At 66.8% G+C, this 23693-nt stretch carries 16 protein-coding genes and 1 pseudogene; 8 read left to right on the forward strand and 9 right to left on the reverse strand.

Annotated elements, in window-relative coordinates:
• Positions 1 to 10: 10 nt before the first annotated feature.
• Together ACTIF2_RS03795 and ACTIF2_RS03800 are read right to left on the reverse strand one after the other, a co-directional pair.
• Positions 11 to 1564: an ABC transporter substrate-binding protein gene (locus ACTIF2_RS03795; RefSeq protein WP_439495708.1), complete on the reverse strand. Its 1554-nt coding sequence runs from the start codon at positions 1562 to 1564 to the stop codon at positions 11 to 13.
• Positions 1565 to 1648: 84 nt separating this feature from the next.
• Positions 1649 to 3373 carry a CocE/NonD family hydrolase gene (locus ACTIF2_RS03800; protein ID WP_439496064.1) on the reverse strand — a complete coding sequence of 575 codons (1725 nt, stop codon included), beginning with the start codon at positions 3371 to 3373 and terminating at the stop codon, positions 1649 to 1651.
• Positions 3374 to 3599: 226 nt separating this feature from the next.
• Here ACTIF2_RS03800 and ACTIF2_RS03805 point away from each other — a divergent pair, with 226 nt between their 5' ends.
• Positions 3600 to 4535 carry a LysR family transcriptional regulator gene (locus tag ACTIF2_RS03805; RefSeq protein WP_439495709.1) on the forward strand — a complete coding sequence of 312 codons (936 nt, stop codon included), beginning with the start codon at positions 3600 to 3602 and terminating at the stop codon, positions 4533 to 4535.
• A gap of 135 nt (positions 4536 to 4670) precedes the next feature.
• On the opposite strand, the gene ACTIF2_RS03810 is transcribed toward ACTIF2_RS03805, so the two are convergent.
• Positions 4671 to 5690: a GlxA family transcriptional regulator gene (locus ACTIF2_RS03810; protein WP_439495710.1), complete on the reverse strand. Its 1020-nt coding sequence runs from the start codon at positions 5688 to 5690 to the stop codon at positions 4671 to 4673.
• Between the two features lie 105 nt (positions 5691 to 5795).
• On the opposite strand from ACTIF2_RS03810, the gene ACTIF2_RS03815 reads away from it, so the two are divergent.
• From ACTIF2_RS03815 to ACTIF2_RS03835, 5 genes and pseudogenes are all read left to right on the forward strand, one after another.
• Positions 5796 to 6839, forward strand: coding sequence for an ABC transporter substrate-binding protein (locus tag ACTIF2_RS03815; RefSeq protein WP_439495711.1), 1044 nt, complete (start codon positions 5796 to 5798; stop codon positions 6837 to 6839).
• A 31-nt stretch (positions 6840 to 6870) separates the two neighbouring features.
• Positions 6871 to 7875 (forward strand): annotated as a pseudogene (locus ACTIF2_RS03820) (ABC transporter ATP-binding protein); the annotation flags it as partial.
• A 307-nt stretch (positions 7876 to 8182) separates the two neighbouring features.
• The gene (locus tag ACTIF2_RS03825) at positions 8183 to 8755 is read left to right on the forward strand and encodes an ABC transporter permease (RefSeq protein WP_439495712.1); all 573 of its coding nucleotides are present in this window, start codon (positions 8183 to 8185) and stop codon (positions 8753 to 8755) included.
• A 1-nt stretch (position 8756) separates the two neighbouring features.
• Positions 8757 to 9542 (forward strand): ABC transporter permease, encoded by a 786-nt coding sequence (locus ACTIF2_RS03830; RefSeq protein WP_439495713.1) that lies wholly within the window; start codon positions 8757 to 8759, stop codon positions 9540 to 9542.
• Positions 9543 to 9575: 33 nt separating this feature from the next.
• Positions 9576 to 10589, forward strand: a complete 1014-nt coding sequence (locus ACTIF2_RS03835; protein ID WP_439495714.1) for a proline racemase family protein — start codon at positions 9576 to 9578, stop codon at positions 10587 to 10589.
• A gap of 176 nt (positions 10590 to 10765) precedes the next feature.
• Here ACTIF2_RS03835 and ACTIF2_RS03840 read toward each other — a convergent pair whose 3' ends face one another.
• The gene (locus tag ACTIF2_RS03840; RefSeq protein ID WP_439495715.1) at positions 10766 to 16000 is read right to left on the reverse strand and encodes an autotransporter-associated beta strand repeat-containing protein; all 5235 of its coding nucleotides are present in this window, start codon (positions 15998 to 16000) and stop codon (positions 10766 to 10768) included.
• A 479-nt stretch (positions 16001 to 16479) separates the two neighbouring features.
• Here ACTIF2_RS03840 and ACTIF2_RS03845 point away from each other — a divergent pair, with 479 nt between their 5' ends.
• Positions 16480 to 17928 carry a sensor histidine kinase gene (locus ACTIF2_RS03845; protein ID WP_439495716.1) on the forward strand — a complete coding sequence of 483 codons (1449 nt, stop codon included), beginning with the start codon at positions 16480 to 16482 and terminating at the stop codon, positions 17926 to 17928.
• The gene (locus ACTIF2_RS03850; RefSeq protein WP_439495717.1) at positions 17925 to 18620 is read left to right on the forward strand and encodes a response regulator transcription factor; all 696 of its coding nucleotides are present in this window, start codon (positions 17925 to 17927) and stop codon (positions 18618 to 18620) included. The genes ACTIF2_RS03845 and ACTIF2_RS03850 overlap by 4 nt, the downstream gene beginning before the upstream one ends.
• A gap of 70 nt (positions 18621 to 18690) precedes the next feature.
• Here the strand turns inward: ACTIF2_RS03850 and ACTIF2_RS03855 are convergent, their stop codons facing one another.
• The 5 genes from ACTIF2_RS03855 to ACTIF2_RS03875 form a co-directional block, all read right to left on the reverse strand.
• Positions 18691 to 19365, reverse strand: a complete 675-nt coding sequence (locus ACTIF2_RS03855; RefSeq protein ID WP_439495718.1) for an RraA family protein — start codon at positions 19363 to 19365, stop codon at positions 18691 to 18693.
• An 82-nt stretch (positions 19366 to 19447) separates the two neighbouring features.
• Positions 19448 to 20962, reverse strand: coding sequence for a tripartite tricarboxylate transporter permease (locus ACTIF2_RS03860; protein ID WP_439495719.1), 1515 nt, complete (start codon positions 20960 to 20962; stop codon positions 19448 to 19450).
• A gap of 3 nt (positions 20963 to 20965) precedes the next feature.
• Positions 20966 to 21421, reverse strand: a complete 456-nt coding sequence (locus ACTIF2_RS03865) for a tripartite tricarboxylate transporter TctB family protein (protein ID WP_439495720.1) — start codon at positions 21419 to 21421, stop codon at positions 20966 to 20968.
• Between the two features lie 194 nt (positions 21422 to 21615).
• On the reverse strand, positions 21616 to 22584 hold the full coding sequence (locus ACTIF2_RS03870) for a Bug family tripartite tricarboxylate transporter substrate binding protein (RefSeq protein ID WP_439495721.1): 969 nt from the start codon (positions 22582 to 22584) through the stop codon (positions 21616 to 21618).
• Positions 22585 to 22634: 50 nt separating this feature from the next.
• Positions 22635 to 23636, reverse strand: a complete 1002-nt coding sequence (locus ACTIF2_RS03875) for a hydroxyacid dehydrogenase (RefSeq protein ID WP_439495722.1) — start codon at positions 23634 to 23636, stop codon at positions 22635 to 22637.
• Between the last annotated feature and the right edge of the window lie 57 nt (positions 23637 to 23693).

Genomic DNA, 23693 nt, shown 5'->3' on the forward strand with positions numbered 1-23693 from the left:
GCGTTCATGCTCACTTCTTCCAGCGCGCCAGATAGAAGTGGGCGAGCTCGTCCGGCGTCACCGGCATGTCGAGCTCGGCGTTGAAGGCATAGGTGCGGCCGTAGCTGAACAGCGGCACCATATAGGCCTGCTCGTTGATGCGGGCGAGCGCCTTGCCGTAGAGTTCCTTGCGCTTCTCGGGATCGACCGAGCTGTCAGCCTGCTGCAGCCAGTCGCGCACCTGCTCGTCGCGGGCATAGTCGTCGATGCTGAACTTGAAGTAGTTGCTGACCGAGGCCGAGGCATCGAGCACGCCCTGGGAGCCCCAGCTCAGATGCGCGAGCTCGGCCTTACCCTCCTGCAGGACGGGCCGCAGCGCGCGCCATTGCAGGTAGCGCAGGTCGGTGCGGATGCCGACGGCGCGCAGATAGTTCATCACCGCTTCGGTATAGGGGCGATCGCGATAGGCGTAGATCGCGATCTCGAAGCCGTTGGAATGCCCGGCCTCCTTCAGCAGCGCCTTGGCCTTCGCCGGGTCATAAGCGTATTCGTCGATCTTGGCGTCGCAGCCGAACTGGCGCGAGTCGCACATCAGGCGCAGCACTTCCGAGCCCTCGCCGACGAGGTCGCGCGAGAGCGCCGCGCGGTCGATGGCGTGGAACATCGCGCGGCGCACCCGCACGTCCTTCATCGGGTTGTCGCCTGAGCGGCCGGCGGCATCGAGCGAGAGGAAGGACATGCGCGTCGTCGGCGCGGCCTTCACCGTCACGTTCGGCATCGTGGCGAGCTGTTTGGCGTTCTCGGACGGCACGCCCCAGATCCAGTCGAGCCCGCCGGTGACGAGCTCGGCGAGCTGGGTGTCGGCGTCGGAGACGGTCTTGAAGACCAGCGTCTTGATCGACGGCTTGCCCTTCGGGCTCTCGGCGAAATAGGCGTCGTTCCGGACCAGCGTCACCGACTGGCCGGACTTGAACTCCTTGAGGTTGTAGGGGCCGATGCAGACCGGCTGGACGGCGCCCCAGTCGCGGCGCGGCTTGCCGCCGGTGGTGACGGTCGGCGCCTTGTCGTAATGCCCTTCCGGATAGACCGGGGTGATGCCCGAGAAGTACTCGATCGCGGCCGGGGTCGGCGCCTTGCCCTTGAAGATCACGGTCTCGGCGTCCGGCGCCTCGACATTCTCGATCCAGTCGACCAGCAGCCGCGTGACGACGCCGCTGTCGGGCTGGCGCGCATGGTTGTAGGTGTAGGCGACGTCGGCCGCCGTCAGCTCCTTGCCGTTGCTGAACTTCAGGCCCTTGCGCAGCTTGAACTCGAGCGTCTTGTCGTCGATCCAGCGATAGCCGGTGCTGAGCAGCGGCTTGTACTCGCCCGAGACCGGATTGCGCCACATCAGCGTGTCGCACATCTGCTGCGCGATGATCACGACCTCGCGCAGGTTCTGGTAGTAGAGATCGACGGTGTCGACCTCGCTCGTCGATGCGAAGACCAGCGTGTCGTCGGCCTTGCCGGCCTGGGCGGCGCCTGCCCCCAGACCGAAGCTCGCCGCGACGGTGAGGACCGCCGCGAGCCCGCGAGATTTCAACATTCTTCCCCTCCCCTTATTCCCAAAGCATTGCTCGGCGGCGGCCGGGCTTCTCCTTCGCCCGCCGTCGCCGTCTCGAACGGGCGCTCAGCCGGCAGCCCGAACAGGCAGCCTGATCGCGGAGGCCAGCCCCTCCCCGCGATGCAGGGTCAGCAGCGGCGGGCGGCCATGCGGGACCTGCCCGCAATGGTCGACATCCGCGCCGGCGATGGCAAGGCGGACGCGGCTGCCCGCCTTGAAGGTCCACGAGGTTGGCAGCATAGCGAAATGCAGGCGCTGCGGCTCGCCGATCGGCATCGGCGCGGCATCGGCCCGCGTGAAGGTCCGGAACGGCCATGTCGTGCGGTGCTCGGGCGGGCAGGCGCTCTCCTTGCGGTGCAGGGCTCGCAGCAGCCCCTCGGTGACGTAGCGCACGGTGCCGTCGGCCTCGACCTCCGAGAGATAGACGAAGATCGCCGCATCCGGCTCGCTCGAGGCGACATGCAGGTCGGCGATCACGTGGCCGGAGACCTGCCAGTCGCGGTCGAGCGGGCCTGAGTCGTAGCGTAGCATGGCTTCGTCGCGGCCCTGCCAGTCGACATAGTAGTCGCGGCTGTCGATCGCCGCGATGCGCTCGTAGCGGGTCTGGCCGCCGGTGCCCTTGCTGAAATCGACCTGGTAGTCGTCCGCCCCCGCACTCCCCGCCTCCGGCGACAGCCGCGATCCGGCATCGAGATAAAGCGCCTCGCCCGACTCAACCGGCGGCCATGACGCGGCCTCCTGCCACGCTTCCTCGTGCATGGTGTAATAGTGGACCGGGGCCTCCCTTCGCAGGCCGGTGTCCCGCCCCATCAGGTATTCGTCGAAGAAGCGCAGCACCTCGCCGACGATCGGGAAGTCCGGCTCCTCCTTCGGCCGCCAGGGCGAGCAGTCGATGCGGGCACCGTGATCCCACGGGCCGAGCAGGAGATGGCGCTTCTCGTTCGGCAGCGTCAGGAAGCGGCTGATCGAGCCGTTGGCGTAGCCGGCGCCGTCCATCCAGCCGGAGACGGAATAGACCGCAACGTCCGGGTCGATGCCTTCGTAATAGCCATAGGGGCTGAACTTCGCCGAGGTGAATCCGGGATCATAGGGCAGCGTGTCGCCCTTGAATTTGAACTCGGTGATGAAGTCCGGCATGTGGAAATTGCCGATATGCTCGCTGATCGCCTGCCGGCAGAGCGAGCCGTCCGCGTCCTCGTCGACGGGCTGCGGCCCGGCATAGTTCGGATTGGCGTAATAGGAGACGTTCTTCAGGAGGTCGCGGCGATCGTGGTCCATCGCGATCATCAGGTCGTCATAGACCCGCGCCAGCTCCTTCAGCAGGATGCCGCCAGGATAATAGTGATCCGAATAGGTGTCCCAGACCGCGAAGAGCGGTGCGATCGCCTTGACCGCCTTGTGCCCGGTGCTCGCCAGGAAATCGGAGGCCGCGCCGAGATAGGAGACGCCGGTGGCACCGATCGTCCCGTTCGACCACGGCTGCGCCACGATCCAGTCGGCGATGGCGCGGCAGTCCTCGCGCTCGCGGGGCGAGCGGAAGCTGTCGCGCGTGCCGAAGCTCGCGCCGGTGCCGCGCACGTCAATGACGACGAGCGCGTAACCGGCGGGCACGAAGCTGTCACGGTAGCGGAAGGACCCCGGCGTCACCTCGTCGGGCTTCGTCGCATCGGCGAGCGCGAAGCGACGGTAATAGGGCGTGAAGATCGTGATCGCCGGAAAGGGTCCTTCGGCGTCACCGTCGAGCCCCTGCGGGAGATACACGTCGACCGCCAACCGGCAGCCGTCGGGCATTGTCACATAATGTGATCTCGGCTTCTTCGAAACGCTGAAAGGCCGATCGCGGCCTCTCAGATACTCCTGCGGCGAAACCCTCCAGGCCGCGCTTTCCGTACCCGCCACGCTTCTGCGCCCCCACGCCGTCGATCATTCCCTAGCGAAACGGTCGCAAGGCTCGACATATGCGTCAAATGCGTAATAATGACAAAATCATGCCTTTCTCGCATATGACATAATTCCAGTGCCGACCCTGCGAGGACTGGAGGCGCTGCGCGCCTTCGTCGAGACCGGTACCGTCTCGCGCGCGGCACAGCGCCTCGGACGGACCCAGCCGCAGGTCGGGCGGCTGCTCACGGCGCTGGAGGACGAGCTCGGCTTCCAGCTCTTCGATCGGCAGCACAAGCGATTGAGCCTGACGGCGGAAGGACGTGAATTCTACAAGCATGGCGAACGCTTGCTGCAAGGGCATGACGGACTCGAGCGTTTCGCCGCCCAATTGCGCCGTGGCGACCGGCATCATGTCCGGGTCTTCGCCGCCCCCCATGTAACCCAGGCGATCGTCATTGATGCTGTCTCCGATCTCTCCCGACGCCATCCAAGCTTCGCGGCGAGTGTCAATTCGCGCGTGCGTATCGATATCGACAGCTGGCTTGGCCAGGAGCATTTCGACCTCGGCATCACCGTGCTGCCCGTGAGCCATGCCGGTTTCGAAACCGAGGAATTCATCCGTGTCGAGGCGGTGGCCGCCATGGCTCCCGACCACCCGCTGGCCGTACGGGAGGTGGTCACCGTAAAAGATCTCGCTGCAACGAGCTTCATTGCAACGCACCGGCGCTCCCTCGTGCAGCAGCAGATTGAGCGGCAGGCGGTCGAGGCAGGCGTAGTGCTTTCATCGCGTTTCGAAACGCAGAGCGGCATGATCGCTTGCCAGCTTGCCGAGCGAGGACTGGGCTGCTGCGTGGCGGACCCGTTCGTCGCACGTTCCAGCGGCACGCCCGCCCTGGTGTTCCGCCCCTTCAAACCGGCGATCGATCTGCCTTACGCCTTCGTCTTTCCAGCCTGGCAGAGCCGATCGCGGCTCACGCGCGAGCTGGCCGCCGAGATCAGCGGTTGCGCGCGGACGCTCTGGAGCGTGATCGCTCGATCTTTCGGAGAGCCCGGCTCCACGATCCCGTAAGAGCGCAGAGCAGGCGAGACATTGACTTCAATTGGAATCGCTTTGCGGTTCCGATGAAGTCTCAATCCGTCTCGCATCACTACGTTAGAGCCGGACCGATGCGAAAAACCGGTTCCCACTGTTTCGCATCCGGCTCTAAGCATTCTGGCGCAAAGATCGCGGCGTTTCTCCGAATGCCGCCTTGAAGTCCCGCGACAGGTGGGCGCTGTCGGCAAAACCCGCACCCATGGCGATATCGGTGAGCGAGCTTTTGCTGTTCAGGATCAGCCACCTTGCATATTCCAGCCGGAGCTTGCGCTGGAACGCCGCCGGGCTCTGGCCGAGTGAGGCGCCGAACAGGCGCTCGAGCTGGCGTGGGCTGACGCCGACATAGCGCGCGATGGCGGCGATTGGCGGTGGATTGTCGAGCCGCTGCTCGATGAACTGCGCCGCCTGCTGCACCCGGATGTCGAGATGGGGGCTGATCTCGGCATAGAAATGCGGCTGTGGCATCTCGGCCGGCCGCATGTCCTGCAGCATCATGTGGCGCATCGCCTGCTGGGCCTTGTCCCGGCCGCAATGCCGCGCGACGAGATAAAGGCCGAGATCGATCGCGGCCGTCGATCCGGCGCAGGTGATCAGGTCGCCCTCGTCGATGAAGAGCCGCTCGACGCCCGCCGAAACCTTGGGAAACCGCTCCTTGAAGGCGTCGAGCACGTTCCAATGCACGCAGACCCGGCGCGGGCCGACCAGACCTGCCCTGGCGATCGCGAAGGTGCCTGTGCAGATGCCGAGCAGGCGCACATTGGAGGCTGCTGCGCGCCGCAGATAGCCGAGCAGGGTCTCCGGCAGGGCGTCGTTGAGATAGTCGTTGCCGCCGCAGACGGCGACATAGTCGAAGCCGGCCGGATCGAGCAGGGCCGCGTTCGGCGAGACCGATACACCGCAGCTCGAACGCCGCGGCGCTCCGTCGAGGCTCATCACGGTCCAGCTCGCATGCAGCTGGCGACTGCGCCCGCCATGGTCCGCCGCCAGCCGCAGCACGTCGATCAATCCGGAGAAGGCGGCGAGCGTGAACTGGTCGAGCAGGACAAAGCCGATCCGCAGTCGCGGAACGGGAACTGACGCGGAATGCGGCCGATCGCCTGCTGATTGATGCAACTGCGCGGTGCTCATGTCGTGATTATTCAAATTTTGGGCCGGCGAATTCTAGTGGCTTTGGTATGCCGCCGGCAACATGTTCGCAGAAGCGCGAAGACGCCCATGCAGAGGAGAACGACGATGAACCGAACCGCCCGGCTGGCCACGGCCATGCTCGCCACCACCCTGCTCACCGCCCCAGTGCTGGCCCAGCAACCCTCGTCGATCACGGTCGCCTGGTATGGCGGCAACTGGGGCGACGCCTTCAAAGCCTGCGTCGCCGAACCTTTCACCAAGGCGACCGGCATTGCAGTGAATGCCGAGATCGGCACTTCGACCGTCACTCTGGCGAAGCTGCAGCAGCAGAAGGCCAATCCCACCATCGACGTCGCCTGGATGGATGGCGGCATCAGCGAGCTCGCGCTCGCCGCGGAGGTGACCGACAATCTCGACGCGGCTGCGATCCCGAATCTCGCCAACACGCTGCCGGAGGCGGTCTACAAGAGCGGCGCGACGACCTATGCGGTCGGCACCGGCTACTACTCGCTCGGGCTCACCTACAACACGCAGAAGGTCAAGACGGCTCCGACATCCTGGAACGACCTCTGGAAGGAGGAGTTCGAGGACGCCGTCACCATCCCCTCGCCGTCGAATTCCTCCGGCGTACCCTTCGTCATGTTCCTGTCGAAGATCTGGGGCGGGCCGGCGGGCGACCTCGCCCCGACCTTCAAGAAGATCAAGGAGCTGAAGGCCGCCCTGTTCTTCGATTCCTCCGGCGCCGCGACCAATGCCTATCAGAGCGGCGAGGCGATCATCGGCGCGCATTTCAACGTCGGCGCCTGGGACCTCGCCGACAAGGGCCTGCCGATCGGCTTCGTCGTGCCCAAGGAAGGCGCCTGGGCCACCGACGCCCGGCTCCATCTGGTGAAGGGCACGCCGAAGAAGGGGGCCGCAGCCAAGTTCATCAACCAGGCGCTGACGCCGGAAGCGTCCGGCTGCCTGGCCGAGAAGCTCTATCTCGGTCCCTCGGTGAAGAACGTCGCGGTCAAGCCCGAGACCGCGCGCAAGCTGCCCTGGGGCGAGACCGGCTCGGTCAAGAACCTGCAGCTCTTCGACTGGGCGGAGATCAACGCGCTGCGCTCGCAGGTCGTCGACGCCTGGAACCGCGAGATCGCCCGCAAGTGAGCGAACGGCCACGAGCATCGCGAGCCGCCCGATGAGCACCCCCATCCTCGCCATTGACGGCCTGTCCAAGCATTTCGGCGGACAGGCGGCCCTCACGGCGATCGACCTCGCCGTCGAGCAGGGCGAGTTCATCGCTCTGCTGGGACCATCGGGCTGCGGCAAGACCACGCTGCTGCGCTGCATCGCCGGCTTCCTGACGCCGGAGACCGGCACGGTCAGGCTCGCGGGCGAGGATGTGACGCGGCTGCCGCCCTATCGGCGCCCGCTCAACACGGTGTTCCAGAACTACGCCCTCTTCCCACATATGAGCGTGGCGGAGAACGTGGCCTATGGGCCGCGCCGGCAGGGCACGCCAAAGGACGAGGCAGCGAAGCGCGCGGGCGAGGCTCTGGAGCTCGTCGGCCTCTCCGGCCTCAGTGAGCGTCTGCCGGCCCAGCTTTCCGGCGGCCAGCAGCAGCGCGTGGCGCTGGCGCGGGCCATCGTCAACCGGCCAAAGCTGCTGCTGCTCGACGAGCCGTTGAGCGCGCTCGACCTCAAGCTGCGCCGGAAGGTCCAGGGCGAGCTCAAGCAAATCCAGCACCGGCTCGGCATCGCCTTCCTGTTCGTGACGCACGACCAGGACGAGGCGATGAGCATGGCGGACCGGATCGTGCTGATGAACCGCGGCCGCATCGAGCAGATCGGCCGTGGCCAGGACATCTATGCCCGCCCAGTGACCCGCTTCGCCGCCGACTTCATCGGCGACGCCAACCTGCTCGAGGTCGAGCGGCGCAGCGACGGAAGCCTGTCCCTGCTGGACGGCGCGATCGTCCTTCCCACCTCGGCCGCGCCGCAAGGCGCGCTCACCGGCGTGCTGCGGCCCGAGGACATCCTCGTTGCGCCGGAGCCCGTCGCCGACCGCCTGGCCCTGCCGGCCGTCCTCTCCGACATCGTCCATGTCGGCAGCCACGCCCACGTCACGCTGACTGCCGGCGGCACCGTCCTGACGGCGCGGCTCGCGCCGTCAGGACTGGCGGGCCTGACAACCGGTCAGAGCGTCTTCGCGAACATCGCCGTCGCGAATCTGCGCCGGAGGCCGCGCCGTGAACCGGACCTGGCGCCCCGTCCTGATGCTGTGCGGGCTGCCGGCCGCGTTCTTCGCCGCCTTCTTCCTGGCGCCGATGCTCGTGGTGCTGATCGCGAGCCTGACCACGCCCGACGGCAGCCCGACATTCGCTCATTACCTGCGCATCCTGGCGGACAGCTATCACTGGGACGTGCTGTGGGTGACGTTCCGGATCGGTGCGCTGACCACGCTCGTCTCCGTCCTGATCGGCTATCCGCTCGCCTGGTATCTCGTCCGCATGGTGCGCTGGCGGCCGTGGCGCCGGTTCTGCGTGATCCTGCTCGTCGTGCCGCTCTTCACCAGCAATATCGTGCGCTCCTTCGGCTGGATGGTGCTGCTCGGCCGCAACGGCCTCGTCAATGACGGCCTGATCGGGCTCGGCCTGATCGAGCGGCCGATGCGCTTCCTCGGCACCGAGCTCGGCATCCTGATCGGGCTGGTCTATATCCTCCTGCCCTTCATCGTGCTGGCGGTCGGCAATGCGCTCGCCAAGGTCGACCCGGCGCTCGAGCATGCCTCCGCCGATCTCGGCGCGACGCCTGCCGGCACCTTCTGGACGATCATCTTCCCGCTCAGCCTGCCCGGGCTGATGGCCGGCGCCGTGATGGTCTTCATGCTGGCGGTCAGCGCCTATGTCACGCCGGCGCTCTTGAGCGGCGGGCGGATCACTGTCTTCTCGATGCTGATCTTCCAGCAATACAGCTCGGTCTTCGATTTCCATTATGGCGGCGCGCTCAGCATCACCATGCTGGTGCTGACGCTGGCGCTCGTGGTCGCGGCCGGGCGCCTCAGTGAGCCGAGGAGAGCCTGACATGGTCTCAGCTCTCGTCAGGATCGTCTCCTTCGCGGCGCTCGCCTATCTCGCGCTGCCGCTCGTCGTGCTTATCGGCGCCTCGCTGACCACGACCGCCTTCCTCGCCTTCCCGCCACAGGGGATCACGCTCGCCTGGTACGGCAAGATGCTGGGCGATCCGTCCTATGTCTCCGCCTTCATGACCAGCACCCTGCTTGCGGTCGCAGCGACCGTCGTCGCGGTGGTGCTGGCGGTGCCGGCGGCGATCGCGATCGCCCGCTATCGCTTCGCCGGCAGACGTCTGCTGTCCGAGACGCTGATGTCGCCGCTGATCCTGCCGCATGTCGTGCTCGGCGCGGCGCTGCTGCAATATGGTAGCGCGATCGGCCTCGTGCGCAGCTTTCCGGCGCTGCTCGTCGGGCATGTCGTGATCATCATGCCCTTCGTCCTGCGCGCCGTGCTGCCGCAATTGACCGATGAGCAGCGCAGCCTCGAGGACGCGTCAGCCGATCTCGGGGCGAGGCCGCTGACGACCTTCTTCCTGGTGACGCTGCCGCAGATCCGCAGCGGGCTCGTCAGCGGCGCGATCTTCGCCTTCATCGCCTCCTGGATCAATGTCGAGCTCAGCATCTTCAACACCACGGCCGAGCTGACCACCATCCCGGTCAAACTGTTCAACTACGTCCAGTACACGATCGACCCGACCATCGCTGCGGTCTCCGGGCTGACGATCATCGTCGCCGCCGTCGTGATCGTCCTGCTCGACCTCACCATCGGCCTCGATGTGCTCTCCGAGCGCCGCTGAACCTCTCTCAATCGTTGTCCCAAGGAGCCGCACATGCGCCAGCAGAATGTCTTCGACGTCGTCTACACCCATACCGAGGGCGAGCCCCTCTGCATCATCCATAGCGGGATTCCGTACCCGGCCGGCTCCAGCATCCTGGAGAAGCGCCGCTTCCTCGAGGAGAACTACGACTGGCTGCGCTGCGCGCTGATGCGCGAGCCGCGCGGGCACAAGGACATGTTCGGCGTGTTCCTGACACCGCCGTCGAGCCCGGACTACGATGCCGGCCTGATCTATATCGACGGCACGCAGTATTCCCATATGTGCGGCCACGGCACGATCGCGGTCGGCATGGCGATGGTCGCGCTCGGGCTCGTCCGGCGCGGCGCGAACGGCCGCACCACGATCCGCTTCGAGACCACTGCCGGCCTGGTCACGGCCGAGGTCGCCAATGACGGTCCCGAGGTGCTCTGGACCCGCTTCGAGAACGTGCCGGCCTATGTCGCGGCGCAGAACGTGCCCTTCGACCTGCCGGGTATCGGCTCGCTCAAGGCCGACATCGTCTGGGGCGGCAACTATTTCGGGATCATCGACCTGCGCGGCACCTCGCTCCGGATTTCGCCGGAGAACGGCTCGGAGCTCTCCCGGCTCGGCATCATCGCTCGCGAGCAGCTCCGCCAGAAGGTCGCGATCCAGCACCCGGCTTCGGCGCATATCAACAACTTCAACTTCGTCACCTTCTGGCACGAGCCGACGATCGAGGGCGCCTTCTACAAGAACGTCCACGTCTTCTCGGCCGGCCAGCTCGACCGCTCGCCCGGCGGCACCGGCACCAGCGCGATGATGGCGATGTACGAGGCGCGCGGCCTGATGAAGCTGCAGCAGCCGATCCGCTCCGAGGGCCTGCTCGGCTCCGGCACCTTCGAGGGCTGCCTGATCGGCGAGACGAGCTTGAACGGCACCCGCGCGGTGCGCCCGACCGTGAAGGGCACTGCGGGCCTGCTCGGCACGGCGCGCTGGACGATCAACCGCGACGATCCGGTCGACGCCGGCTTCCTGGTTGCCTGATCGATGACAATGCCGGGCAGCCACGCTGGCTGGCCCGGCACTCGCATCGTCGCTGGCCCAAGCGACGTCGGCCTCCAACGTCCTGAGGTCGACATATTGCCGCCCCATGCGCCGATTGCGGCCGCCCAGGGCCGGGGCAACTATCCCGCGCCTTTGCTGCGGGTCACCGTCCACTTTCAGAAGCTGACCCTGAGCTGGGCTGACCCACCGAGGCGGCTGCTGTTGGCGGAGATCTCGCCGTCGAGGTTGAGGCCGAGCGAGACGCGCTCGCTGAGCCTGGCCATGACGCCTGCACTGAGAAGCGCGCTGTTGCGGTCTACCTCGGCGCCGGTCGCGGTGAACCTTGCGCCTGGTAGCCCGACCAGGCTCGCGGTGAGATCGCTGTCACGCCGGAAATAATGCGCCCAGGCCGCCCGGACATAGCCCGTGACCGGTACGCCGCCGAGCAAGGTGTCCGCATCGAGCTGCAGGCCGAGCTCGCTGCGGGCGGTGATGTCGCTGCGCTTGTTGAGCGCGAGCGCCCCGGCATTGGCGCCCGCCCAGTTCGCCTCGATCACGGCCGGGCTGCGCGCCCGCGTCGCCTGGACCGCCGCCAGCGGCGACACCGTCAGCCCGTTCCAGTCGAGCAGCGCCGCGCTCGCCTGCAGCCGCCCGCTCCAGGCCGTCGTCGCATATGAGGAGGACAGGCTCGAGCCCAGAGCCGGAATGCCGCGGCTGACATCGTTCTCCAGCCGCGCATAGCTCACCGCCCCGCTGAGTTTGACCGGCCCGAACTGCGTCACCCCGTAGAGGCCGGCCTGGAGCACGTCGGCATCGATCTTGCCGAGCAGGCCCGGCAGCGAGGCCCGAGACCGGCCGCCCGAGACCGCCACACCTGCTACCGTCCCCGGCAGCAACCGGAGATCGATGCCCGTCGCCAGATGCGCGTCGTCGATCGTGCGCTTGGCCGAGCCGATATGGCCATTGCCGTCGGTGCGGCCATAGGAGCCATAGGCCGAGCCCCAGACCGAATAGAACGGCATGTCGAGACGCGAGGGGGCGACGGGCTCACCGGAGCCCTTGCGCACGAGGCCGGAAAAGGCGGCCGTGCCCGGCCCGGCGGCACCGGCGCCGAGCCGCCCGGCAGCCGTCGGATCCAGCATCGTGCGCAGGAACTGGTCGGAGGCGACATTCGCCATCGCCGGCGCAGCGGTATGGACCTCGCCCGAGAGGCTGTTCACCGCAGCCGGGATCGAGGCTGCCGGCAGGTTGTAGATCCCGAACAGCGAGGACGGATCGCCGCCATTCTCCACGGCCCGGTCGATGGCCCTGCCGATGACATAGGCATTGCGCGGGGAGGTCACGCCAAGCTCGGGCGAGCCGGGCGGCTTGGGGTCTACGGGGGGTGTCAGCGGCTTTGGCGTCAGCGTCAGCAGCACGTCGTTGGCCGTGTAGCTCACCGTCGTGGTCACGCCGTCGCCGAAGGTCCCGGCCGGGTCGATCGAGCCGAATGTGCCTGACCGCCCGCCCTGCGCCGAGAGCAGCGTATAGGCGCTGTTGAAGCCATAGGCGCCCCCCAGCGGCAGGAGCCGCAGCGTCCCGGCGAGCGCGGCCGTTCCGGTGACGTTGACCCGGTCCGCATTCCCACCCTGCACCTCGGCGAGATAGGTCGAGCCGGAGTTGAAGGTCAGGGTGCCGTTGACCGTGAGCGTGCCCGGCGAGTTGCCGGGCGAGAGCGTGCCGTTCACCGTGGTCGAGGGCAGCTGGCCGGAGCCGGCCAGGGTCGCGCCGGCAGCGACCGTCAGGCCGGAGGAGGATGCGATCGAGCCGTCGACGATCAGCGCGCCGGCGTTCAGCTGCGTCGCGCCGGTATAGCGGCTGACCCCTGAGAGCACGAGCGTTCCGGCGCCGACCTTGGTCAGGCCGGTGCCGGCGCCGTCGATCAGGGCCGAGCCGATCGTCGTGGTGACGCCGGCTGAGGTGTTGATCGTGCCGCCGCCGGCGACGCCGAAGCGCAGCGCGTCGCCGCTCAGTACATAGCCGTCGCTGTTGAACTGCAGCGTGTCGAAATCCTGCGTGCCCGCGACCGTGACCGGTCCCGCCATGCCCTGGAAGACGCCGACCGAGCCGAGCCAGGGCGCGTTGATCCCGGCGTTGCCGGGAACCCCCGTCCAGTTGGTGTTGCCGGCATTCCAGGTCCCGGCCCCGCCATCGACCGTGCCGTTGCCGGCCAGGTCGGCGCCGTCCCAGAAATGCAGGCTCTGGCCCGCGCCGACGACGGCAAGGTTGACCTGCGTCGGTGTGCCGGAGGGAGCATTGTAGACCTTGCCGGTCGCGCCGGTGACGGACGGCGCCGACAGCGCCAGCATGTCGAAGCTGCCGCTGATCGTGCCACCGCGGGTGACGTCGAACAGCCGGTAATAGCCTGCGGAGGCGACATTCGCGGTCAACGTGCCGCCGAGCTGCAGGTTGCCGGCCGGGCCTGCGCCATTGACGATGATGCGGTCGTTCGTGGCGCCGCCGACCACGCCCGGCGTATTCAGCTCGAACACCGTGTTCGAGCCGCTGTTCAGCGTTAGCGACCCGACCGTCAGCGTGCCGGGGCTGTTGCCGGCCGAGAGAGTGCCGCCCGAGCCAACCGTCACCGCCCCGGCGATCGTGCCGGAGCCACCGAGCGTCGCGCCGCTGCCGACCGAGACCGTGGAGGAGGCGATCGAGCCGTTCACGATCAGCGAGCCGGCCTTGACCAGCGTCGCGCCCGAATAGGTGTTGGTGCCCGACAGCGCCAGGGTCCCCGCGCCGGTCTTGATCAAGGAGCCGCCGGCTCCGCTGATGACGCCACTGACCTCGGTCGACAGGCCGTTGCTGCCCACCGTCAACTCTAAGCTGCGGAGACTGTAGGAGCCTGCTCCCTCGATCGAGCCCGCCGAGACCCGGCCGTCCCCGAGCGGCCCCGTGCCGTTGAACGAGGTTGAACCAGCAGCCGCGGTGATCAGCCGCGCGTCGCCGGCCGTGCTGGTGCCGTAAAAATCCAGAGATGCATTGTTGATGATCGTGGCGCTGCCGGCCGTGCTGAGGTCGAGGAAGTTCACGCTTGAACCGGCATTATTGGTGATCATGGCGCTGCCGGCCGTGCTGGTGCCGGCAAAATTTACAGATGCATTGTTGGTGATCGTGGCGCTGCCGGCCGTGCTGCCGTCGAGGAAAGCCAGGCCGGCATTGTTGTTGATCGCGGCGCTGCCGGCCGTGCTGCTGTCGAAGAAACGCAGGAATGAACCGGCATTGTTGATGAGCGTGGCGTGGCCCGCGGTGCTGCTGTCGCTGAAGTGCGTGGCACTTCCTGCGTTGGTGATGACGGCATGACCTGCCGTCGCATTGTGCCCGAAATAAATCTGGCGGCCATTGGCAATCCTGGCATTGCCTGCATTTGAATCGTCATTGAAAGAGACCACACCGCTATTGTCGATCGTCGCGTCGCCGGCGGATGAGCCGTCGGCAAAGGTCAGATAGCTGTTCGCATTGGCAATTCTGATCGACGATGTCCCGGCGCTGGCCGAAGTCCCAAAAATCATGCTGGCAGAGCCGGCGCCGGCGGCATCGATGGTGACCGGCCCCGCGCCGAGCGCACCCGTGGCCGAGACGACCAAAGCCCCCTCCGAAACCGTCGTGCCGCCGCTGTAGTCGTTGACGTGATTCAGGCTCAGAGCGCCGACGCCGGTCTTGCTCAGGCGGCCGGGCCCCGTGACGCGTTCCGTGAGGATGAACACGCCGTCGGCGGCGGCGATATCGAAGCCACCGCCGCCAACGCCCAGGACGATGTTGCGTGTCGTGAATGCCCCTGCCGCGGTCACCTGCAGCGTGCCGCCGTTGAGAGTAAGCGTGCCCGCCCTGTCACCGAGGCTGGCGTCGGACGACACCGACAGCGTGCCCTGGGTCACGGTCCAGGGCGTCGTCGCCGTTGTGCTGCCGCTCAGCACCCATGTGCCCGCGCCCGTCTTCTCGAAAGCCGTGAAACCGGTATAGGTCGAGGTTAGATCGACGACGTTGAAGCTGTTGGAACCGGTGCCTCCGAGCGCGAACACATTGTTCGTGCCGCCCGCCGCGACGACGACATTGCCGATGATGTTCGATCCGGCCTGCACCTCGAAGCGGTTGTCGCTGCCGAAGAGCTCGACCGCATTGGCGCGCACGCCGTCGCCGGAAAGCCCACCCGAGATCGATCCGGAATTGATGATCGATATGCCGCCGCTCGCCGCGCCGACGATGCCGACGCCGCCGGGACCAAAATTGCTGCCGACTGCGACCGTGCCGCCAGTACCGCCTGAAATCGTCCCGGCATTGTCCAGGCTCGCGGTCTGGCCATCCCGGAACACCACGCCGGCGCCACCGACGCCTGCAGCATAAACCGGGTTGGTCGATGTCTGGTTGCCGCCAGCGCCGCCCGAGATGACGCCGGTCGTTGTGTTGGCAACAGTCCCGCCCCAGGCTACCAGGCCCGCCCCGCCCGATCTTCGACCGGCCACTGTATAGCCCGCATTTGCGTCGCCGCTGCTGCCGCCGGTGATCGTGGCCCGGTTGTCGATGGCGCCCTGATTGCTCAGAACGCCTGCACCGCCATGGCCGGTAAACTGGCCCGACCCGCCGGCCCCGCCCGTGATGGTGCCGGCCTGATGGGACAAAGTGCCGCCATTGTACAGGAACAGCCCGGCGGCGCCGTTCCCGGCAAAGGTGCCACCACCACCGCCCTGCCCGCCGGTAATGGCGCTGACGCCACCCGCTCCGGGTCCGACGGTGACCGTGCCGCCGTCGAGCAGCACCAGTCCGGCGCCGCCGCCACCGCCGCCCGCGCCGCCCGCGCCGCCCGTGATGGCGAACCCGTTCGTGTCCAGCATGACGCCGGCGCCTGTCAGGACAAGGCCGCCAGCACCGCCGCCGGCACTGCCATCCCCGGCCAGGCTGCCAACCGGACGGTTCCCGCCAGCCATTCCAACTCCGCCGGCAAAACCCGAGCCAAGCTGGAAGGGAGATGTCGTGTTGAGGACAGTGCCGACGCCTCCGGCTCCGCCCGCTCCGCCATCGCCGGGGAACGCGTTGTCGGGGCTGCCCTCGCCACCGCCACCGCCACCGCCAGCCGCGAGATCATTGGGCGTTCCGGGTGCCCCCCCCGCGCCGCCAACTCCCCCAATGCCATTGGGTCCCGCTTCGCCCGCAGAGGCTGAGCCGCCGGGAACCTGTGCGGCCGAGCCGCCATTCGCGTCCCACGCAGCTGCGCCGCCGCCGCCTGCGATCCCGCCACCGCCACCGCCCAGTGCGGTGCCACCACCAGTGCCGCCACCCTGAGTGATCTGCTGCGCAGCAGCCGGGTGGGGCAACAGCAACAGCCCCGCGCCAAGCGACAATCCGAGCGAAAGGCAGGTCCAGGAGGTCGTCATGCGCAGGTTTTTCCGCCGCCGCGAAACGGGACTGGCATATGTGCCGATGTCTCCACCGGCGTCGGCCAGGACGGCGTTCGATCCCGCCTGGGACGCCATCGGCGCCGTGGCGCAGCGAGATGCAAGCGGGCGCGTCAGCGAACCGCGGCTGCAAACCGTCATCAAAACCCCCTCATGCCGCGCAAGCGGGTCAAGACCCGTTTGCCCCCCATCTCGCGACATTTTCCGCGACGTCGCGTCCCGCGCTGCGCGCCCGGCGCTGCAGGGCTCTTTTCATCATCCGCCCCGGCAAATAGCGAAGCAGACTCGTTTCAGATTAGAATCACGATTCCGGCAAGGCCACCGTTGAATTCAACTCAATTCTGACGGAATCTATCAAAAATAAGTCCACCCTCGCGGTGGCGAAGTCCTGGAAAAGCATAAGTTTTTAGATATCGTCGAGTATTGGCAAGGGGAGCGATTCATGGGCCCGCGTCGAGGTGCTTGATCTCAAGACGGTTCTGGTTGTCGCGCTGGCGACGGCCAGTTTGCAGGCTGTCGCCTGGATCTTTGTGTGGCGGGCGTGGCGCAACCTCTACGAGCTCAAATTCCTTGCCGCAGGCTTCGGGGCCATTGCCGCGGGCCTTCTCCTGATGATCGTTCGCGGTGCGGAGCCGGCGGCTTCGGCCATCGTGTTGCACAACACGGTCATCAAGCTGGGGCTCGTCCTGCTCGCCGAGGGGCTCGCGCGCTTCCTCGGGCAGCCGCGCTACACATGGATCGGTGTCTCGCTCCTCGTCTTCCAGATCGTCGTCTGGAGCGCGGCCGTCGCGATCGACCCCGACAACATCGCGATCCGCATTCACAGCTCGACCGTCTTCACCGTAATCATGATGTCGGTGATGTGCCTGGGCCTCGCGCGCGACAGGACGCAGCCGCCGCTGCTGCGCTGGATCACCATCGGCCTTCTCGCCGAGTATATGGCGGCCAGCATCCTGCAGAGCGCGATCGAGTATCGGCTGCCGGCCGATTTCGACAGCGGCCCGATCCTGGCCGACCGCAACGCCTGGTACCTGTTGCAGGGCACGCTTTTCCTGATCGCGTTCTTCGCCTGCCTCCTCTTCATGGTCAGTTCGCGGCTCTCGGCCGACCTGCGCAGGAAGCACGATGCCCTGTTGCGGGAAGTGGAGGAGCGGCGAAAGCTCGAAAGCCGGCTGAATGCCAGCCTCGAGGCCGAGCGCGCCTTGCGTGACGAGCAGGCGGACTTCATGCGCGTCGTCAGCCACGAGTTCCGCACGCCGCTCGCGATCATCCGCAACGCCGCCGACATGATCGGCCTCGTCGGCGACACCTCCCCCGCCGCGACCCGGGAGCGGCTCTCCGGCATCGGCGAGGCGCTCAACCGCCTCTTCTCCCTCATCGACCGGTTCATGGCGGATGATCGGGAGAACGGCTTTCAGCCCGAGCCGATACAGCTCGGCGCCCTGATCGGGGATGCGCGGCTGCATTTCGAGATGACGACGCGTGGCGACCGTCTGCATTTCAGCGTGGCGGACGAAGCGGTCTCTCTCCATGCCGATCCGGAAATGCTCGGAACGGTCATCATCAACCTGATCGACAACGCCCTGAAATACGCGCCGAACGACCGGTCGATCCGCATCGAAGCATGGGCGGAAGACGGCTCCGTGGTGATCCAGGTCCGCGATCGGGGCATCGGCATTCCCGGCGCCGAACTGAGCAAGATCGGGCGCCGGTTCTTTCGAGCCTCCAATGCCAAGGCGAGCACGGGGACCGGCCTCGGGCTCTACGCGGCGCGGAAGTTTCTGGCTTATCACGGCGGAACATTGCGGCTCGTTCCCAATGACGCAGAGGGGACGACGGCCATCCTGCGCCTGCCTTCGTCGCGTGAGGCATCCGGCGCCGATGTGCCAGAGGAGGCGACGACGTGACTCACGTTCTGATCGTCGAGGACGAAACCAGGCTGCGCAAGGATCTGGTCGATTTTCTGGGCTTGTGCGGATTCACGGCCAGCGGGGTCGCAACGGCGCACGAGCTGCGTCAGGCGCTCGCGGACGGCAGTTCGCCTGACGTCGTCATCCTCGATGTCGGCCTGCCGGACGGCAATGGCTTCGAGCTCGCGAGCCGGATTCGCGAAACCCGCCACTGCGGCATCATCATGCTGACGGCGCTCGGCGACAGCGACGACCGCATCCGGGGCTTCGAGAGCGGGGCCGACATCTATCTCGTCAAGCACAGCACGCTGCGCGAGATCGAAGCGGCGATCCGCAGCCTGCTGCGGCGAAACGGAGCCCTGCCCGGCACCACGAACGGCAACGGCGATCAATGGGTGCTGGATGGCACGAACTGGCTGCTGATCGCGCCCAATCATCGCTCGATCAAGCTGACCGCGACCGAGTTCGCCTTCATGAGCGTGCTGTGCGGACGCGGCGGTGACATCTGTCAACGCGAGGACCTGATGGAGACGCTCGCCCGGCCCCGAGCAAATTTCGGCAACCGCCACCTCGATGCCATCGTCAGCCGGCTGCGTCGGAAAATCGAGGAGCGCACCAGCCTGCCGGCGCCTATCAAGGTCGTCTACGGCGTCGGCTACACCTTTACGGCTACCGCTGCCGTGCAATGAGCATCCGGTGACCAACCACATAGGCCAGGGCAGGCGTTGAACGATTCGAGACCACCGGTCACGGGGCCCGTCATGCTTCGATGGCGCATCCCAGGCGCGCGAGCGTGGCATCGACCCAACTGCGGTCGTCCCGGCCTTCGTTGATCGCCTGCATCTTCTTTTCCTCGGCGGCCTGCTTCTTGTGCGCGGCGGCATAGATGGCTTCGGCGTGCTCGAAGGGAACGCAGAGAACGCCATCGTCATCGCCGATGACCAGATCGCCCGGCTCGATCACCATGCCCTGGATCGAGACCGGAACGTTGATCTCGCCGGGCCCATCCTTGTAGGGACCGCGATGGCTGATGCCTGCCGCATAGATCGGCAGGTCGTTCTCGCGGATCCAGACGGAGTCGCGCACCGCCCCGTGGAGGACGATCCCGGCGATGCCGCGCCTCCGGGCATGGGCGATCATGAGTTCTCCGATCAGCGAATTGGTGAGGTCGCCGCCGCCGTCTACGACGACGACATCACCGGGAACGGCGAGGTCGAGCGCCTTGTGGATCATCAGGTTGTCGCCCGGGCGCGTCTTCACTGTCAGCGCCGCGCCGGCCATCACGCCGCCGCGGTGAAGCGGCCGGAGCGAGGCGCCGCCGGCCGTCATGCGCGACATCGAATCGCTGACATTGGCGACCGGAAGCGTGCGGAAGCGCTCGACAAGGTCGGAGTCGACCCGGCGGCGCCGCTTGAGAATGCGAAAACCGATCATGGGATATCCTTTGGTGGCTGTGCCCGGCTGATGAAACGGGGCCGCGGCACAGGAGCTGAGAGAGTGCTTCGGAGCGGGGGCGTCAGGTCGCGCTCGCTTCCTCCTGATCGACGCGGGACTTGCCGCGTCGGATGGCAGGCAGGGCCATGCTGATCAGGAGCAGTAGCGAGATGGTCAGGAAGGTCAGGCTGATCGGGCTGCGCACGAAGATCGTGAGATCGCCTTCCGACAGGAGGAGCGCCCGGCGGACGTTCTCCTCCATCATCGGGCCCAGCACATAGCCGAGCACCAGCGGCGCGGGCGGGCATTTGAGCTTCGCCAGCACATAGCCGAGCAGGCCGATCGCCGCGCACAGATAGACGTCGATCGCGCTGTTGTTGAGGCTGTAGTTTCCGAGCGCGCAGAACATGACGATCGCCGGAAACAGCCAGCGATAGGGTATGCTGAGCAGGCGCACCCACAAGCCGACGAGCGGCAGGTTCAGCGCGACGAGCAGGGCGTTGCCGATGAACATGCTGGCGATGACGCCCCAGAACAGCTCGGGATTGCGTGTCATCACCGAGGGGCCGGGCTGCACGCCGTTCATGATGAGCGCACCGAGGATCAGGGCCATGGTCGCGCTGCCGGGAATGCCGAGCGTCAGGGTCGGGATGAAGGCCGTCTGCGCAGCCGCGTTGTTGGCCGCCTCGGGCGCGGCGACGCCTTCTATCGCACCCTGGCCGAAGCGGGACGGATCCTTGGCGAGCTTCTTCTCGAGCATGTAGGACGAGAAGGACGAGATCGACGGGCCGGTGCCCGGCAGGATACCGAAAAAGGAGCCGATGGCCGTACCGCGCAGCGTCGGCAGGAACGAGGCTTTCAGGTCGCTCCAGCTCGGCATCAGGCCGCCGACGTTCCTGGTGAAGACCTCGCGCGTTTCCTTCTGCTCCAGATTGAGGACGACCTCGGAGATCGCGAAGACGCCAACGGCGAGCACGGTGAAGCCGATGCCGTCCGCGAGCTCGGGCAAGCCGAAGGTGTAGCGTTCGGCACCCGAGTTCACGTCGGTGCCGACCAGGCCGATCAGCAGGCCGACCACGACCATGGCGAGCGCTTTGACCATGTCGCCATGGCTCAGCACCGAGGCCGCGACCAAACCGAGCACCATCAGGGCGAAATAGTCCTCGGCGCCGAAGCGCAACGCCCAGCCGGCGAGCGGCACACCGAGCGCGACGATCAACAAGGTGCCGATGCAGCCTGCGACGAAGGAGGAGAGCGCGGCGATCGCGAGTGCGGCTCCGGCCCGGCCCTGACGCGCCATCTGGTAGCCGTCCAGACAGGTGACTGCGGACGAGGTCTCGCCGGGCAGGTTGACGAGGATCGCCGTGGTCGAACCGCCATATTGCGCGCCGTAATAGATGCCGGAGAGCATGATGACGGCAGAGACCGGTGGGAGCCCGAAGGTCATCGGGAGCAGCATCGATATCGTCACCAGCGGGCCGACGCCCGGCAACACGCCGATCAGCGTGCCCAGCAGCACGCCGAGGAAGCAATAGGCGAGGTTCTGCAGCGACATCGCGACGCCGAAGCCCAACGCGAAATGATCGAGGATCTCCATGGCTCAGAGGTTCCACGCGAAGAGGCTGTAGGGCAGCTTCAGGCCCCAGACGAAGACTGCGGCGGCGAAGACCGACATCACCGCGGTCAGGATGAGCACCTCCAACGCCTTGAACTCATGGCCGGCGCGCGCCGAGACGAAGAACAGGGCGGCGAGCGCCGGCACGAGGCCGAGCCGCTCGATCAGGAAGCCGAAAAGCAGGAGCGAGGCGGTCAGCAGGGCGAGCGGCAGCCAGGCCCATCCGCCATCGACAGGCGCGCAGCTGCGCAGCCCCTTGATGAAGGTGAGGATGCCGAACCCGATCAGGACGAGGCTGAGGATGCGCGGGAAATAGCCCGGCCCCATATCGATGGTGGTGCCGAACTTGTAGCCGAGCGCGATCGTGAAGCCGAGCGCGCCAAGTCCCATGAACAGCAGGCCGGCCAAGACGTCCTGGTTATTGAAGATGCTGGTTCTCATGGCAGATGTCCAAAGTGATGTCGGGCGGCGCAGCGTGGCTTCCGTCCAGGAACAACGTCTCAGGATTGATGGGCGCACTGTGCCGGCGGCTGCAATCAGGCGGTTCGGCACAGCTTCGCGAGCCTCTTGCGAGGCGATCGCCGAGCCGGGACGCTTCCGCACACGGCCTCGGCATCCCGGCAGACGTCATCGACTCAGTCGGCGACCTTCACATCGGCCGCCTTGATGACCTGCGTCCATTTCGGCACGTCGGACTTGATCAGCGCGCCGAATTGCTCGCTGCTCCCGCCGAGTGCCTCGGCGCCGGCTGCGCGCAGCTTGCCCTGGGTGTCCGGCATCTTCAGCACGTTGTTGAGCTCGGTGTTGAGGCGCGCGACGACCGGCGCCGGCGTGCCCGCGGGCGCCGCCAAACCCCACCAGGTCACGGCCTCGGAATTCTTGACGCCCTTCTCCTCGAAGGTCGGAACGTCCGGCAGGTCGGCATCGCGCTTGGTCGCGAACACAGCGATCGGGCGCAGCGTGCCCTCCTTGATCTGCGCCATGGCGGACGGCACCGACGAGATGTAGATCTCGACGCGCCCGCCCAGCAGATCCGGCAGGGCCTGCGCCGCGCCCTTGTAGGGGACGTGCCGGAACTTGACGCCGGCGAGTTGCTGCAGGAGTTCGCCGGCCAGATGCGAGCTCGTCCCGACGCCGGGCGAGGCGAAGGTCAGCTTGCCGTCCTTGGCCTTCGCGGCGGCGACGAGATCCTCGACCGTCTTAAGGGGCGAGTCCTTGGCGACGACGAGGACCTGCGGCGCGGAAGCGACGAGACCGATCGGCGCGAAATCCTTGATCGGATCGTAGTTGGCCTTGCCGAGGATCGGGTTGATGACGAGGTTGGCATTTTGCGCCAGGACGATCGTGTAACCGTCCGCGGGCGCCTTGCCGGCGAGGCTCAGGCCGACGCTGCCGCCGCTGCCCGGCTTGTTGTCGACCACCAGGGTCCAGCCGGTGGCCTCGCCGAGCTTCTGGGCGATGACGCGTGCGACGACGTCGGTCCCGCCGCCCGGCGGAAACGGCACGACCAGGCGGATCGGCTTCTCAGGATATTGCTGCGCCTGCGCCACCGTTGCGAGCGCTGACAAAGCCAGCGCCGCGAGCGTCTTGTAGACAGTCCTCATGATCTCTCCTCCCGTTTGTTTATGGTTGTCCGGCTTATGGCCCGGATCATTCATGCGGCGAGTTCGGCTAACCTCGCGAGGCTGCCCGCATCTGGCTCGGCGCCGTCCAGCACCGCAATGACATGCCGGGCGGCGATCTCGGCCATCGCTTTGGCCGATCCCGCAGTCACCCCTGCGATATGCGGGGTCCCGATCAGATTGGGCAGCGCCCAGAGGGGGCTGCCCTGGGCTGGTGGCTCGACCGCAAAGCTGTCGAGGGCAGCTCCCGCGATCTGACCCTCCAGCAGTGCGGCGCACAGGGCCGCCTCATTGATCAGGGCGCCCCGCGCCGTGTTGACGACGAAGGAGGTCGGCTTCATCAGGCCGAAGCGGCGCGCATCCAGGAGATCGCGCGTGGCGTTGGTCAGCGGGCAATGCAGGCTGACGATGTCGGCCTCCCCGATCAGGCGATCGAGGTCGCGTTCGCAGCCCTCCCCGAACTGCGCGATCGCCTCGCGGGCATGGGGGTCGTGCATGATGACGGACATGCCGAGCCCGCTCGCCATCCGGGCAACATGCTGACCGATCGAGCCGAAGCCGACGAGGCCGATCACCGTGCCGGCGATGTCACGCCCGATGAAGCTCGGCTTTGGCCAGGTGCCAGCCTTCACCGCACCGTCGAGGCGGGGTATTTCCTTCAGCAGCGTCAGGGCCAGCGCGATCGTGTGTTCGGCGACGGCGCGCGAATTCGAGCCCATGGCGCGGATGACGGGGATGTTGCGCGAGGCAGCCGCCTGCAGGTCGATGTTGTCGACACCGACACCGTGCTTGGCAATGACCCGCAGATGAGGCGAGGCCGCGATGATCGCCTCGTCCACACGCCCCTGGCGGACGATCAATGCATCGACCTGCAGTTCGGCAGCGCGTTGCGCCACCTGCTCGCAGGGAGCGTAGGCCGGAGAGAAGAAGACATCCACGTCATGGGCGTTGAGCAGATGGATGGCGCTTTCAGCCAGCCGGTCATGCGTGACGAGCACGCGCCTGCCACGAGTGGCGGCACTGGTATCGGTCATCGGTGCGTTTCCTTACGGCAGCTTCACATCCCGCCTTGCAGCGGGTCGGGCGCCTTT

This window comes from Allobosea sp. (assembly GCF_051860145.1).
GTDB lineage: Bacteria > Pseudomonadota > Alphaproteobacteria > Rhizobiales > Beijerinckiaceae > Allobosea.